11 protein-coding genes are annotated in these 15720 nt (G+C 34.1%); 1 reads left to right on the forward strand and 10 read right to left on the reverse strand.

The window, feature by feature from the left end; all coding sequences use genetic code 11:
* From OZP10_RS03105 to OZP10_RS03150, 10 genes are all read right to left on the reverse strand, one after another.
* On the reverse strand, positions 1–1383 hold the full coding sequence (locus tag OZP10_RS03105) for a TlpA family protein disulfide reductase (protein WP_281633476.1): 1383 nt from the start codon (positions 1381–1383) through the stop codon (positions 1–3).
* Positions 1384–1410: 27 nt separating this feature from the next.
* Positions 1411–2883 carry an aspartyl protease family protein gene (locus tag OZP10_RS03110; RefSeq protein ID WP_281633477.1) on the reverse strand — a complete coding sequence of 491 codons (1473 nt, stop codon included), beginning with the start codon at positions 2881–2883 and terminating at the stop codon, positions 1411–1413.
* 5 nt (positions 2884–2888) lie between these two features.
* On the reverse strand, positions 2889–3758 hold the full coding sequence (locus OZP10_RS03115) for a thioredoxin family protein (RefSeq protein WP_281633478.1): 870 nt from the start codon (positions 3756–3758) through the stop codon (positions 2889–2891).
* A gap of 73 nt (positions 3759–3831) precedes the next feature.
* On the reverse strand, positions 3832–5322 hold the full coding sequence (locus OZP10_RS03120) for a PKD-like family lipoprotein (RefSeq protein WP_281633479.1): 1491 nt from the start codon (positions 5320–5322) through the stop codon (positions 3832–3834).
* 29 nt (positions 5323–5351) lie between these two features.
* Positions 5352–6116, reverse strand: coding sequence for a DUF4843 domain-containing protein (locus OZP10_RS03125; RefSeq protein ID WP_281633480.1), 765 nt, complete (start codon positions 6114–6116; stop codon positions 5352–5354).
* Positions 6117–6127: 11 nt separating this feature from the next.
* The gene (locus OZP10_RS03130) at positions 6128–7576 is read right to left on the reverse strand and encodes a RagB/SusD family nutrient uptake outer membrane protein (RefSeq protein WP_281633481.1); all 1449 of its coding nucleotides are present in this window, start codon (positions 7574–7576) and stop codon (positions 6128–6130) included.
* A gap of 10 nt (positions 7577–7586) precedes the next feature.
* Positions 7587–10904, reverse strand: a complete 3318-nt coding sequence (locus OZP10_RS03135) for a SusC/RagA family TonB-linked outer membrane protein (protein ID WP_281633482.1) — start codon at positions 10902–10904, stop codon at positions 7587–7589.
* Between the two features lie 173 nt (positions 10905–11077).
* Positions 11078–12226, reverse strand: coding sequence for a FecR family protein (locus OZP10_RS03140; RefSeq protein WP_281633483.1), 1149 nt, complete (start codon positions 12224–12226; stop codon positions 11078–11080).
* 157 nt (positions 12227–12383) lie between these two features.
* Complete coding sequence (locus OZP10_RS03145; protein ID WP_281633484.1) at positions 12384–12977, reverse strand: RNA polymerase sigma factor; 594 nt, start codon at positions 12975–12977, stop codon at positions 12384–12386.
* A gap of 511 nt (positions 12978–13488) precedes the next feature.
* Positions 13489–14082, reverse strand: coding sequence for a murein L,D-transpeptidase catalytic domain-containing protein (locus OZP10_RS03150; protein WP_281633485.1), 594 nt, complete (start codon positions 14080–14082; stop codon positions 13489–13491).
* Between the two features lie 204 nt (positions 14083–14286).
* On the opposite strand from OZP10_RS03150, the gene pdxR reads away from it, so the two are divergent.
* Positions 14287–15696 (forward strand): MocR-like pyridoxine biosynthesis transcription factor PdxR, encoded by a 1410-nt coding sequence (gene pdxR, locus OZP10_RS03155; RefSeq protein WP_281633486.1) that lies wholly within the window; start codon positions 14287–14289, stop codon positions 15694–15696.
* Positions 15697–15720: the final 24 nt, after the last annotated feature.

The raw sequence follows: 15720 nt of genomic DNA on the forward strand, positions 1-15720 counted from the left end.
TTAACCTTTCAATAATTTATCCAGTTGCTCTCTCAACTCTGGATTTGACGGACGAAGTGCATCTGCATTGATAATATTTCCTTTTGGATCAAACAATAAAAATCTCGGAATTGCATTTACATCATAATTCTTAGCCACATCAGAACTAAAATCTTTATCAGCCATTAGCTGAATTCCTTTTAATTGTTCTTTGGTAACATAATCTTTCCATTTTTGTGCATCCTTTGGTTTATCTAACGAAAGGCTTACAAAAACAATATTTTTTCCGTGATAATCTTCTTCGATTTTTTTCATGTGAGGAATCTCAGCTTTACAAGGTCCGCACCAAGTTGCCCATAAATCGATGTACACAAATTTACCTTTAAAATCTGAAAACGATACTGGTTTATTGTTAATGTCATTGTATGTAAAATCTAAACCTTTCTGCCCTACATTTTTATGCAATACTTTTTCATATTCTACTAAAAATGCTTTGCTCGCATCAGAAATCATGAAAGGTTTAATGCTTGGCGCAATTTTTTCGTATTCTTCAATTTTCATTCTTGAAGTTGCCACTTCTTCACGAAGGTACGCATCCTTTAAAGCTGGATCAGTAATATGCGTAATCGATTCTGTTAAATCTATGCGTTTTGGTGCCGCACCGCTATTAACGCTTACGTAGAAAAAATAATTTGTCATTAAAGAAACTCCATTTGCTAATTTTAACAAATCTGGATCTGTAAATTTCTTGTCTGTCTGCCATGTTTTAATCACTGCTGGACGATCGTCTTTGTCAGGAAATGCAGTTCTTGGCATTCTGAAAAAAGTATACGTTAGTTCTTCTACATCTGTTGCAACAGCTAATTTTAATAATTTATTGAAATTGGCATCTTTTGTTTTAATAGATTTTGAAAATTCATCTGCTTTAGCCACTCCTTTATCAATGAAAGGGTAAAATTCTACATAGGTTACATTTCCTCCTAATCTAGCGAAAGGAGCAAAATCGTTGTAAATTTCGTTTGCTTTTTGCACCAAAGCATTTTGTCCGATGTTCTTTCCGCTTAAAAAATAATTTTCTTTATTGATAACCAGATTAAGATCTAATTTAGGTTCTAGATACAAACGAATTAATTGGTTTCTGCTTTTAAATTGACCATAATCTACATAATAAAAGCCAGCAGCTGAAACTGGTGCCATAAAGCCGAATTCCCCCAGCGAATTGACTTTTGCAGTAGCCGCAACGGCTGGCTTTCCATCTTCAACATTGTAAAGCGTAACTTCTTTTGCTTTGAAATCTGGAATTGAAATTGTTCCTCTAATTACTGCGTATTCTGAAAGGTTTGCAGCAAAACTCATTTGAACTGTTAGGAAAGTTAAAATGAAATAAAAAATGTGTTTTTTCATTGTTTCTTTGTTTTTTGGTTGATAGTTTTAAATTGAAATTCTCATGGATTGATCGCCTTGTTCGATAATAAAATCTTTGCTTTCTTTAGTTTCTTTCAGCTTTTTAAGATTTTCAGGATTCAATAAATCTTTGGCTTCAAAATCATTGATTTGTGTGACTTTTGCGCCAATTTTGACTTTCTTCAAATCTTCATTTTCCTGATCGATAATTCTTTTTACTAGAAGATTCTGGTTTTCGTCAAAATCTAAAATAAGTCCGCTCAAATAGATAGAAGACGCTTTTTTGAAACTTTTATTAGGTTCGAGATAAACGGTTTTATCCAATAAATTGATTGTAAAATTGAATCGTCTGATCAAGTCAATTCCAAGAGAACCATCGGCGAAAGCCCAGTTTTTATTAGCTTCGTCATATTCTTGCAAGGCAATTGTTACGTTGGGAAAATTGTTCCCGTTTATGGCAACATTTGGAATGGCTCCTCCCACAATTTTGGTTTGTTTTCCCAAACTATAATTGACTGACGAATATTCGGTTTTTAAGCTTGCTTCGAGATTATTTTTATGATTAAAAGGTCCATAAGCAATTAAATCGTAACCTGCTCCAGTATCAAAAGTGAAACTGCCTTCGACTGTTTTTTTATCCTCAAAAGTCAGATTCATTTTTACTACCGGAAGTCCCGATTTATAATCAAAAACTAATGGTTTTGCTTTTCCCCAATACTTAAAATTTCCGAAATTGTACAAGTCAATCGTCATCGTATCAAAATTGACAGAAGTGATAAAATTGCGAAGCAGGTTTGCACCAAACAATCCGTCGTAAACCCCATGTTTCGGAAAAATAACCAAGCCTTGATTTTTCAGAACCTGATCGCCAATATAAATGGTATTGTCTGCCGAATACTGCACTTGCTGACTTCCGCCAACTACAGAAGCCGATTTGCTTTTGGTAACGACAACGCCAGCTTTGTATGCACTATCTGGATTGAGCGCCATTCCGTCGGCACCCGTATCAAAGAGCATTAAAAACTCACGATCGGCTTTGTTTAATTTTATTTTAAGAGCGATTCCGTTTTCGATAATTTCAAATGGAATGCTTGCTACTTCTTTTACTGCTGCATGTCGATCCACTTTATATAAACCATCGAAAAAAGTCACGTACAGTATTTTATTTTCTGAGTTGAAAACAATTTGAGACGGCTTTTTTTCTTTTCCATTAAAACAGAAATCTACCAAGACAAATGTTTCATTTTTAATCGCCACAGATTTTCCAATCTGAATAGAATCTAAAGCTGGAAATGCTTTAAAAATACCATTCAGATAAAATTCGTTTGAAGAAGAATCTCCAACGCCAACAGTAAATTGCGGCGCCAGAAGATCTTTAATTTCAGCATAACTCTTGTTCTGAAAAGCTTTTTCGAAAGTTTTAATAGATTTCTGAATGTTGTTTTGAGCATGAATTTTACAGCCAAAAATCAATATTAAAAAGAATAGTATCTTTTTCATTTCGATTACTTGTGTGAAGCCGACGGATTAACTACCACTTTTTCTACTCCAAAATCTTTCAGTAAAATACCCGAATATTTTGTGAATTCTTCTGGCGTATAGAGTTCTTTAGATTCATTTACTAATTCTGTAAATCCTTTTAAATCGTTCTTTTTTTCGAATTCTTTTTTCTTGCGCTGTAAAATGGAAAATACGTGTGTTGTCACATTCCATGTTCCGTAATCTTTCGCCAGTTTTTTACTATTGAAAAGAAATGCATCATCATATTGTTTTCCAACTCGCAATCCAGTAACAATTACAAAAGAAATTTCATCAGAAGGATCTTTAGATTTTAAATATGTATCGATAACCTCAAAAGGAACATTTCTTTTTCCGTTTAAATACGCTTGTTTGTAAAAATCAGGATAATCATTTTCATTGATTTCAGGACTATACTTTTTGAATATTCCTTTTTTGGCTGCGTCTTTTGCGTTTTGAAGTAAGGCTGTAAATTGCTCTACGTTGTGAAAACCGCCTGCAATGTCAATTATTTTTCCGTCGCCATTCATCAATAAAAAAGTTGGAAAACCAGTAACGCCATATTTCATGCATAGCTTTTTACCGATTTCTTCTTTCAAAATATCTGATTTGAAAGTGACAAAATCAGCATTTAAAACCGAAGCAACTTTTGGATCTGGAAATACTTCTTTGTCCATTTGTGCGCATGGCATACAGCCTGTAAAATACAAATCGACAAAGATTAATTTTTTCTCTGTTTGTGCTTGTTTTTTAGCTTGTTCCCAGCTTTCTTGAGTGGATTGCGCTTGTGCTTTTAAGGCAATAGATGGACAGGCAAGCAGCAAAACTGCGCTTGCGATTTTAATAAATCGATTCATAAAATGTGGTTTTTAGAAACCGAATGAAGAATGAGGCTTATTCTTCATTCGGTTTGGTTTTTAGGTTTTATAATTATCTCACACGATATGCAACATCAACAATTTTGCATAATCCTGAATAACTGTTTTCCAAAATTAAATTTCCGTTTACAGGCGGCACGGTGTACAATTCTAATTTTCCTGTTGTACTGTACGAACCGACAATTAATTTACTGATAATCTCTTTTTTCCCTCTTTTGCTGAAACCTAGATAAGTAATTTCTTCACTGCCTTTATCTAACATTAATTTTGCAGATTGTGTGCCGCTGTCATATTCATAGACTTTGTTGCCAACTGTATAAAACAAATATCCTGCATCTGGACTTACGGCAAATTTTGTTGCTTTGTCTAAATCTGGAGCATTCAGCATTTCTTTATAATAGGTTTGTACCGTACTTGAATTAAAACGAAGCAAATAGAATTTACCTGTTGAAATATTCTTTAATACGGCAAAGCTTTCGTTCAAATTAAAATTTGATGTGGTCATATAAACCAGCTCACAGTTTGTATTGTTCCAATCTAATACTGTTGCAGAAGCTGTAACAGGAGGCATTGCCGAACAAATTCCTTTTGAAGTGCTGTAACGCAGAAAACGATGTTTTTCGACATCAAAAAAGACAGGAGTTCCTGCTGACGAACCTTCTGCGATAAAAGGAGCTGCATAGAAAGTTTTAGTTTCAAGATCTACTTTATTTTGCGGCAATCCATATCTAATTTGTAGTGCTCTATTGTAATAATAAATATCACCATCTTTATACAGTAAATTTTCTGATCCGATAGGGCATTTCATAAAATCTACTGCAAAATTTGTTGGAAAACTTCCACCAACAGTTTCGTATGCAATATTCATGGTCTGATTCCATTCAAAAGAATCGGGTTCTAATCTTGCTGTTCCAGATTCTGATGCTGTTACATAGATTCCATAAATAACACTTCCTGGCAAAGGCCCGCTAAAAGTTTCTACATCTACAGCTTTTCCTTTTAATTTTAATGCAGATCCAGCCGCATCTAATACATCATTTATAATACGCGGTTGCGGAATTCCTGGAATTATCGAAACCATATCCAATCGAGCTTTTCCATCTGCATCTCCAACAACCAGCCAGCCTTCATAAATAGAAGAAACCACATTTAAGGTAATGATAGGCTGCTGCCAATTAATTCCGGTTACTTTATCCTTAATAAAATAATATAACTCATATTTAGCTGGCGGTAATTTTAAAATACCATCCAAGTTTTTGGTTGTAGCAATAGTCGTTCTAGCTTCGATGGCCAATTTCCCAGGATTTAATGCAACCCATTTATATTCATAACGATCAAAATCTGCTCCATCATCTAGAGTCGGATTTAGTTCTGGAGTAATCTTAAAATAATCTCCCGTGTAAACGGTATATTCTTTTTCAATTCCTGTTACATTAAACTCATTTATAGCATTATAATCGTAATTTCCTTCATCACTTACACAGCCGTAAGCTAATAAGAGAAGTCCTAGTACAGCTAACTGTATTTTTATATTTTTAAACATCGCTTTATATTTTAAATTAAAGAATGGTTTTATGGAAATAACATTTCTTTTCCGTCTTCCTCATAAATAGTATTGCCATTGGCTTTCTGATCGGCGAGATAACGTTTCATAAAACTTGCATAATAGAGCGTTTCAGGAATTGAGAGCCCTGGTGAGCCAGGAGTCTGATTGAACATTTCTGGTTCAAGATTCATAAGCTCGCACATTAAAAAGAATTTTTTTGCGGTAAATACGCCAAATACAGCCTGCCATCCAATTGGTGTTGATAATTTGTCATTAAATGACAATTTAAAACGAATATAGCTTCTAGTTTTCCCAGTAAGAACATTCGTTACCTTAGATTGCATGTTGGTGGTAAAAAATTCATTTTCTTCCAGATTTAATACCATTGTCAGATCTTTATCTTTCATATCAGGGGTTCTAAGCACTCTGATAAAAACAGTGTCTAATTCTTTCCCTGCATGCATTACAATATTTTCTGGCAATATAAAATGAGTGCCTAAAACAGCTGTACTTGTTGGGTCAACTGTAAGTTTAACAGCACGATCTACATCGCTTACTTTTCCTTGCACACGTATCTCAAGAGGATAAATTCTTTCTACAACGGCTGCTTTATCCAAACCAAAACTAAAGCCTGTACTGTCTATAAGCGGTCCGTTTTTATATTCTGGAAATATAGCACGCGAGAAATAAATGTTATCTGTATCTGAGTAAACTTCAATTTCTTCTTTATCACATGATGTCAATCCTAACAGCGATAGAAAAGTGATACTTAAAATCAATATTTTTTTCATGATTACTTTTTTTAGTTTTGAAAATTAACTTCACTGTCTGGCAATGGCACCACGTATTTAACTGCATTCATGGTAACATTTCCTGAAGAAGCAGAACCATTTGGAATTGCAGTAGAATTGATTCTTTTGTAATAGAAGAACAATTGCCCTTCGCCAATAAATTCTTTTCTATACTCTTTTGTAATTTCTGTAGCTAACACTGCACTAGCGGCCAAATTGGTCAGACCTCGATTAAATCGAAGTGTGTTTAAAAAAGCAATACCGTCTGCTGGAACTGGTGCTGTTTCTGCTGCAATAAGATACAGTTCTGAAAGTTTGAACATCGGAATCTGAAAACGGAAAAGTTTCGTTTTGTCTGTTACATCTTCATACTTAAAAAATGTCTTCTGGGTTTTTCCTCCCGAAATTGGAATTTTCCAGCTTGGCAAACTTCTATAATCATTATCATTGGACTCAAAAACAGCATTTATTCTGCTCAACATTGGAGCATAAATATTAAAATCATCTAAACTTGAATCAAAAAGTGCTTTTTGTTTTAGGTATAAAGTTTGATCGCTAAGAGCAAAGAAGTTTTCTGAAGAAAAAATACGATCTGGATTAGAAGTATTAGTAGCTTCCAAGAATGGAGTCCAAGTAATAACAGGCTGTCCTTTTACGAAATTTATAACTTCAGTTGCTACAGCATAAGCTCCCGTTTTATCTCCAGCGTATAACAGAACTCTTGCTTTTAAACATTTTACCGCCAATATATTCATCCTTTGTCCGCGATTTACAGAATAATACGGATTCGAATCAAATTCCGTAGAACCCGTATATTTTCCTGTAGTCAATATGGGATCTTTTGCTAAAAGTACAATTGCAGCATCTAAATCGGCTATGATTTTGGCAATAACATCTTGAGCTGGCAAAAGCGGTTTATTTACAGTTACGGCAGCATCATAATAAGGTATTGATGGATCTGCTGGCGCTACTTTGTAAATTGGCCCGTACATTCTTAACATGTCAAAATGTATCATTGCACGAATGGCGATTGCTTCTCCTTTTAAAATAGCTGTTTTTTCTGCTGAAATAACTTCAGGATGTTCCTCAATACTCTCTATAAATTTATTTGCAGACAAAACGGTTGTAAATGCACTTTCCCAAATTCCAGCAAAAGCAGTTTTAGAAATTGTTTCTTCATACGAGTACGTCGATATTTTGTTTTTAACATGCGATCCTGACATATTATACTGCTGCCCTAAGATTTCTACAGCATCCATTGTGAGCTGTCTACCGTAAAGACTATTTGATGCCAATTGAAGATAAAGCCCGTTATGCACATTCTGCACACCTGCCTCCGAGCTGTAAGCCTGATCTTCTAAAATTTTATCTTGTGGCACAACATCCAAAAAATCACTGCAGCTTATTACAGTTAAAGATGCAAGCAAAAGGATTGTAATTTTATATAAATACTTGTTCATAATCTCTTTATTAAAATGATAAATTAAGACTCAAAGAATATATTCTTGAGAAAGGATAATCAATACCACGTTCTGCTTTAATTGTTGAAACTCGGAAGAATTCATTTGCCAAAGCATTAAATCCTAATGCGGTTAAACCTGCTCTTTTTAACCAAGCTCTATCTGTAACACGGTAGCCTAAGCGAATAGATTCTCCAGAGATATAATCGTCTTTTTGGATAAAACGTGACGAAATTGGCGTATTATTGGTTAAGCCAATTGCTTTAAATTGCGCCATTTGACCCGGAGTTGTCCAACGGTCTGTGAAAGCTCGCACATCTTGATTATCGAAAACATTGTCTCTCGAAATATTCTCTACTTTGTTGTATAAGGCAGAGTTAAATCTCTCTGCACCAAAACTGTAACGTACAAACAATCCAAAACTAAATCCTTTGTAATTTAAGTTTGTAGAAACCACTCCTGTAGCCGTTTCTCTAGAATTTCCCATTACAACTTCATCTTTTTTATCTAAATCAAAAGTAGTCTGGCCATTTTTCTTTAAGAAAACTTCTTTACCCGTTGCAGGATCAATTCCTAATGAAGGTACAGCCCAAAGATCGTTGCTACTTGCTCCGTCATAATATCTCGTTAAGCTGGTTGTTTTTTGCGCTTCAGAGTTTAGAGAAGATAATGCGTTACCGAAACCTCCTAATTCATTGTCTCCAGTAGTTCCCATTAATCCAATTCCCCAAACAAAATTTCGACTCAAATCGTAGATGAAATTGTAGTTCATTTTTAGTTCTAATCCTTGAGTAGTTAAATACCCAACATTTAAAGGATAACCGTTAAGTCCTGTAGAAGCCGCAAGGTCGATAGCTACAATCTGTGGAGATGTTTTACGTTTGTATGCGCCCAAAGTCATCGTTAATCTGTTTCTAAACATAGCCAGATCTAGACCTAAAGACAAATCTTTGGTTCTTTGCGCTTCTAAATTTGGGTTTGCAATTTGAGAAACTCCCAATCCTGCCCCAAAAACGTTTGTATTTGCGTTATAAGCATATACATCATAAGAAGCAAAACCAACTAAATTCTGGTTTCCAGTCTGACCGATATTGGCGCGTATTTTAAAAATATTGACAATATCTTCGTTCATTTTAAACTCATTGTTTAAGTTCCACCCAAAACCAATTCCCCAATAAGGCGAGTATTTTTTGTTTGTCCCGAAGTTTGTTGCTCCAGAAATGGTTTGAGTAAAATCGAATAAAAATCTGCGGTCGTAAGCGTAGTTAATCTGATTGGTTAAATCTACACTTCTTATCAATTGTGTATAAACTTCTGGTTTCCCATTTGGCTCATATCCAAAAGCGAATGCTGGATTTCCTCCAACACCAAGAGGAAATCCTCTTAAAGATGTTTTATAAGAATTGTTTTTTGTTTCTAAAGCCTGAGCTCGTATGGTATAGTTGAAAGAGTGGACACTTTTGAAAACATTAGAATAAGTTGCACCAAGATTCGCATTCCACTTATCTGTAATAGCTTCGTAACTGCTGTAAGATCCTTTTTCTGTTGAAATATTATTTACAAAGCGCGTATCGTCTGGAGAAACAAAAACCGTATTGTGGCTATCTAATCTCGAAACAGACAAAGCTCCAGTTGCTTTAATATGCGGGTTTATATCGTAATTGATCGCAAAGTTATTGGTAAAATCAAAATTTTTTCCTTTATCAAAACTTCCTAAAAATACATTGTAAAGCGGATTTGCAGGATGGTTTACAATAGTTTGCAAACTCGTTAAAGGCAATGAACTTCCGTCCATATAACGTGTTATGATTCCGTTCTCGTTATATTTTGGATAATACGGACTTGCTTTTGCCCAAATTTCAAATGAACCATATGGAGATTCCTGATTAGTTCCTCCAGAAACAAAAAACTGGTTGTTAAGACTTAATTTGTTTTTTCTGTAAGTTAAAGTCGTGTTGTAGCCCCAAGTATCGTGCTCAGAACCTTTCATTGTTCCGGTAAGCGTTCTGTAATTTCCAGCAATATTAAATCTAAATTCATCAGAACCTCCGCCAAAATTCAAACTGTGTCCCGATGTAATTCCCATCTGAATCGGCTCGTTTAACCAATATGTATTTACACCGCTACGCACAGCTGCAAGACGTCTGTTATATTCTTTATCCCAAGTTAATGGTGTTGTTTCAGCACTTCCATCCTTAACAATAAATGCTCCAGAAAGCCTTTCGAATTCTAGTTTTTGTGCGGCATTCATTAAATGATATACACTCAAATCGGCCAATTCATACGATGAATTGTAAGTATAATTAAACTGCAGTTTTCCAGGAATAGGTTTATTAGTTTCGATAACCACAACACCATTTGCAGAACGAGAACCGTATAATGCAGTTGAAGCCGCATCTTTTAATAAAGTTATGCTTGCAATTCTATTAATATCTAAATCGACAACTTGCTGTAAAGTAGTTGGAAATCCGTCCAGAATAAACAAAGGCTGGTTTGGATCATCTCTAAATTGGCTGTCAACCTGATTGGCTGTTAAACTTGTCTGCCCTCTCACCTCTATTGTTGGCAGAATATTTGGGTTTGAACCTGCAATATTATTATTAACAACAATGAAAGACGGATCTAATGATTTTAAAGCTTGTACCGCATTTTGCGTAGAAATCTGTCTTAATTCTTCTCCCTTAAAAATAGTTACTGCACCAGTTATCAATTCTTTTTTTCGAACTGTAACTCCCGTATTTACAACAACTCCTTCAAGTTCTTTTCGCTCTTCCTGAAGTTTTACATTAATTACTTTTCTGTTATTAACATCAACAATTTGCGCGCGATGTCCTATATAAGTAAATAAAATCTGCCCATCGTCTGGAGCCATGATGGTATATTTACCATCAAAATCAGTTTGAGTGGCAGCTCCTGTACCTTTTACCTTGATATTAACCCCAGGAATAGGCTCTCCTTTATCATTGGTAACCGTTCCTTTAATTTCGATTATTTTAGATTGAACGACAACTTTCTCTGCTTTTCTTTCTTTTACAATAATCGTATTTCCAGCAGAAAAACTAAAGTCAAAATCTTTATCAGAGAAACTGGCTTCCAATAAATCATTTACCTTAATTTTTCCTTTTTTCAAATGTACTTTAGGCAATTTTTTAAATAAATCTTCCTGATAAATAAAAGTATAATTGGTCTGTTTTGTAATGATGTCAAAAACTTCGTCAACAGATACTGTTTTATCAGCTGTAATTACAACTTTCGTGTTTTGTGAAAATAGATTTACGGGAGAAAAACCAAAAATTGTAGTACAAAACAAGAAGATAAAAGTTCTCATAATGTTAATAATTAGCCGCTTTCTAAAATAGAAATAGGCACTGGTTAATTTAAATTTCATAAATTTACATGTTAATTGGTTGGTTGGTTAATAAAACTGACTTACTGGTTGATACACAGAAAGGGATAAAGCGCAGTACGGTGAGAGGTCTAAACTTTAATCCCTTTTCTTTTTTATTTGATTATAATCTTATTGTCTTTTTTCTCATAGGCATTAATAAAATTAATATTCTTGATCGTGGTTAATATATCTTCTAATTTCTGATTCTTATTTAAAACCCCATTAAACTTAACATTGCCAAGCGCTGGATCTGCAAACACGATATCAACATCATACCATCTTGACAATACTCTCGCAATATCTTTTAGAGGCATTCCTTTAAACACAAACAAACCTTTTCTCCAAGAAATCTCATTGTAAACATCGACTTCAGAAACACTGATATTTCCGTTATACTCCGTTATTTTAGACTGCTGGCTCGGAGTCAGAATTTGCTTTTTAGCAGCATTGCTCACAGCAACAACTCCTTCTACCAAAGTGGTATAAATAGCTGGTTCGTCTCTGTACGCCTTAATATTAAATTCAGTTCCGATAACCTCAACATTCTGTTCTTGGGTTTTTACTTTAAATCTTGAACCTTTATGTTTGGTACTTGGCGATACTTCAAAATAAGCCTCTCCATAAACCAATTCTACTTGTCTGGTTTGTCCATCAACAAAAGCAACCGGATATCTTAATTGCGATTCAGAATTCAGCCACACTTTGGTGCTGTCCGCCAGCTGTACAAAAAACTGTCCGCCTCTCGGAATCGTTAAAAGGTTATTGGCAATTGCCACAGATTTTCCGTTAGAATTGTAAACCAATTTTTCTCCGTTACTAGAAGCATTTCCTTTGGTATATGATTTTCCTTTTTCTAATGCAATTACAGAACCGTCTTCCAGAGTCAGAGTGGCTTTATCGCTTCCGATTAAGATTTCTTTGTGTGCCACTTGCGGAGTTTCAATTTTAAGAGGATTTGTTTTGCTTACTATTAATGAAATTGAAATCAGCAATAACAATGACGCCGCCATTGCAGTCAGTTTAAAAGCTGTTTTGGTATAAAATGGTTGAATTGGTATTACTTTAGATTCTTCAGATTGAATGGCGTTTTGAAGACGGGCTCTCATTCTAAACTCAAGCTCTCCTTTAGATCCTAAAGTTTCATCCCAATCTTTATCGGTTTGAAAACTTTCGTAATAATTCAATAATTTATTATTCTCCTCGAGATTGGTATCACCGGAAAGATATCTATTTAGTAACAGTAAGAAATCCTCTTTTTTCATTTTTTATTGTATTATTTCGGGAGTATATGAGATAAGTAACCAAAAAGGAATATACCCCCTAGTCCAAATTGATTTTTTTTTTGATTTTTTTTGAAAAAGAATTAAAAAAGAAGAAAAACCACACACCATCAACCCAACCACTTCATTTTTAATTTTGCTAAAAGATATTTTTTGAAAGCCATAAAATCATCGCCATGCTCATGCTTTCGCCCATAGAAGATCGAATCGTATTCAATGCTTTTGTAATATGGTTTTCGACTGTTTTTGTAGAAATATTAAGTCGTTCGGCAATTTCTTTATGACTCAGCTGTTCTTCACGACTCAGCTTATAAACGGCCTGGCATTTTTCTGGAAGCGATTCGATAATTAAATTCAGCTGTTGCACCAATTCGTTGTGCATTAATTGTGTTTCTGGAGTTGTAGATAAGAAACGTTTTTCTAAATCATCAAAAAGTTCAACATGAACTTTGTCTTTATTTTTTCTCAAATGATTAAAAACCTGATATCTCGCGCAAGCATACATATATCCTTTTAGCGAAATATGAATTTCGATTTTCTCGCGATTATACCAGATATTCATGAAAATATCCTGAATGATATCTTCGCACAATTCTTTGTCTTTAATCACATTATAAGCCGACATAAAAAGTGCCTGCCAAAATTTATTATACAATTCTGTCAATGCCGATTCATCGCCGTCGCGAAGACGATCGATTAAAATCTGATCCTGATTTAAGATGGAATTTGGCAATGATGGCAGTTTATGAAGATTGAATAATTCGCAACAAACTTAATAAATTCCGTTAATAATCCTAATTTGTTCTCGACAACACCTTTTTATCTTTGCAATAAACCTTAATTCCATAGTCGGCATAACTTTGTGTATTTTTCAATTCTAAGTGCCAAACCGCTTTATTTTTTAAGCTTAAGCAAGATTCGTGATTAAAATAAAATGAATTTTTTAAAATATCAGATTTAAATCGCTGTTACGTTAAAATTGTATTGTTATTAAATTTCAAAAAAATGACGTAGCCAATTTCTTTAAATCTAAAATTGTTTTTTTTATACTTTCTTTTTTAACTCAAAATTTCCTAAATAAAAAAGAACCATAAAATTAGAAACGGATAAAAGCAGATTCGCTATCGCGAAAACGCGGAAAAAAACTGATTTAAAAAAATCTGCGTTAATCTGCGTTTTCGCGATAGCGAATCTGCTTTATCTGCGTTCAAATCTAGTTTCCTTTAAAAAATAATTCTTTCTGATTAATAATAAATATTCAAGAGAATATTTGACTTCGAAGTATCAATTATTTTTTCAAGTCTTTTAAAAAATGTTTCACTTACCATGGGACAACCGTGGCTAAGAGCAATGTAATGATCCTGCTCACCTTCTGGCACTGCTGAATACGAATGCAATACAATCATTCTTTTAATAGCATTATTATTCGTTGGATCCAATCCTTTTAAAACATATGCTTTACCAAAGATACCTCTATACGCTTTGCAAATAGCATAACGTCCAAGTGAAGTGCAATTTGAATTGGGTTCGTTGCTAAATTTAAGTTCTCCTTTTATACAGGTTTCAGAACCAGAACCGTTTGCAACTAAACCTTCATCAATTACTGTATTATTTACTAGATCATAAACAAAGAATCTATTTTTACCCGATTTAATCTTCATATCGATAAAAAATGCAATTTTAGAATTATAAGCAACAGAAGCGCTCATTTTTTTGACATTTTCAATCTGCTGATTAAAGCGTTCTTCATCCATATCAATTAAAGTTTTTTTTTCTTTTGGTTCGAGATTTCCCCAAAAACACATGGTAAGCAAGAATAATAAGTTTACTATTTTCATAAATATATCGCTTCAATTTCAAAGCATTAATAATCATTCATTTAAAGCTGCAAAACTAAAACTCTAACTTTCAGCAAAGTGTTTGTAAAAGACTAAAAAACAGCAAAATAAGTTTTTTTAATGCAAATAAAAGTGTGTATCCATCATAAAAAATTATATTTGGACTATCTTATAAAACAAATTCACCCAAAATAAACAGTCCAGATGCTTCGACCTTGGCCATTAGAAATTCAGCTCGATAAAAAATCAGAGAAGACAATTTACCTTCAAATTGCCGATGCTATAATTGATGCCATAAAAACTGGAAAATTAGTAAGTGGAAATGCACTTCCTGGAAGCAGACAGCTTGCCCAATTATTAAAAGTTAATCGAAATACAGTTGTGGAAGCCTTGGATGTTTTGATTGCCGAAGGCTGGCTTATTACGATTGATAGAAAAGGGACATTTGTAACCGATTCACTTCCCAGCATCAATCATTCATCAGAAAATAAAAAAGATTCCGAAATTATAATTGAAGAATCTAAAACCTTCCTAGTTTTTGATGACGGACTTCCAGACAGCCGATTGGCTCCTATGAATGATCTGGCAAGAGCATATCGCGAACTCTTCAGCCGAAAATCGCGCTGGCAGATTATGGGTTACAGCAGTGAATTGGGGAATTTGGAATTTAGAAAGTCGATTGCTCAAATGCTGAATTTTAAACGAGGCATGAGTATTTCGCAGGATCAAATCTGTATCACGCGCGGAAGTCAGATGGCTATGTATCTCGCTTCGCATTGTATTTTAAAATCTGGTGATTTTGTTTTGGTTGAAAATCCAGGTTATAAACCCGCATGGGAAACTTTTGAAAATGCTGGCGCAATATTACTTCCTGTAAATGTAGATTCGGACGGATTGGATATTGATCAGGTTGAGAAATATCTGCAGCATAAAAATATAAAAGCCATTTATGTAACACCTCATCATCAATTTCCGACCACGGTAACTTTGTCTTTAAAAAAGAGATTAAAACTGATTGAACTTTCTAATCAATACAATTTTACGATTATTGAAGACGACTATGATAATGAGTTTCATTTTGGCCAGCGTCCAATACTTCCAATTTCCAGTTATGCAGCTTTGAAAAACTATATTTATATTGGCACTTTCAGCAAAATTGTTGCCCCTGCGCTGCGTATTGGATATGTAGCCAGTTCAAGAGAAAACATTCAGAAAATCGGAAACCATAGAAAAATAATTGATGTTCAAGGCGACAATATTATGGAAGAAGCAATTTTAAATCTCATCAATGAAGGCAAAATAAAACGTCATCTTAAAAAGGCCAATTTGGTTTATAAAAGCAAAAGGGATTATTTTGAAAGTTTGCTAAATCAATATCTTCAAGATAAAATTACTTTTACAAAACCCGAAGGCGGACTTGCTTTTTGGATTGTTCCAAAAGAAGAGATTAACGTTCTTGAGATTTTTGAAAAGCTGAAATTGCAAGGAATCCAAATTATGAGCCCAGATCGATTTAGTTTTGACGAAACCATTAAGGGTTTTCGCCTAGGTTATGCTTCCCTTTCAGAAAAACAAATGGAAGAAGGAATCAAAGCGATTGCTAAGCTTTTATAAAAGTTTTTTAAACACATAGAAACA

It is taken from the genome of Flavobacterium luteolum (assembly GCF_027111275.1).
Lineage (GTDB): Bacteria > Bacteroidota > Bacteroidia > Flavobacteriales > Flavobacteriaceae > Flavobacterium > Flavobacterium luteolum.

What these genes read in the sequence shown, in the direction of transcription:
- OZP10_RS03105 (WP_281633476.1), bottom strand. Translation starts at nt 1,383, where the DNA reads ATGAAAAAACACATTTTTTATTTCATTTTAACTTTCCTAACAGTTCAA.
- OZP10_RS03110 (WP_281633477.1), bottom strand. Translation starts at nt 2,883, where the DNA reads ATGAAAAAGATACTATTCTTTTTAATATTGATTTTTGGCTGTAAAATT.
- OZP10_RS03115 (WP_281633478.1), bottom strand. Translation starts at nt 3,758, where the DNA reads ATGAATCGATTTATTAAAATCGCAAGCGCAGTTTTGCTGCTTGCCTGT.
- OZP10_RS03120 (WP_281633479.1), bottom strand. Translation starts at nt 5,322, where the DNA reads ATGTTTAAAAATATAAAAATACAGTTAGCTGTACTAGGACTTCTCTTA.
- OZP10_RS03125 (WP_281633480.1), bottom strand. Translation starts at nt 6,116, where the DNA reads ATGAAAAAAATATTGATTTTAAGTATCACTTTTCTATCGCTGTTAGGA.
- OZP10_RS03130 (WP_281633481.1), bottom strand. Translation starts at nt 7,576, where the DNA reads ATGAACAAGTATTTATATAAAATTACAATCCTTTTGCTTGCATCTTTA.
- OZP10_RS03135 (WP_281633482.1), bottom strand. Translation starts at nt 10,904, where the DNA reads ATGAGAACTTTTATCTTCTTGTTTTGTACTACAATTTTTGGTTTTTCT.
- OZP10_RS03140 (WP_281633483.1), bottom strand. Translation starts at nt 12,226, where the DNA reads ATGAAAAAAGAGGATTTCTTACTGTTACTAAATAGATATCTTTCCGGT.
- OZP10_RS03150 (WP_281633485.1), bottom strand. Translation starts at nt 14,082, where the DNA reads ATGAAAATAGTAAACTTATTATTCTTGCTTACCATGTGTTTTTGGGGA.
- pdxR (WP_281633486.1), top strand. Translation starts at nt 14,287, where the DNA reads ATGCTTCGACCTTGGCCATTAGAAATTCAGCTCGATAAAAAATCAGAG.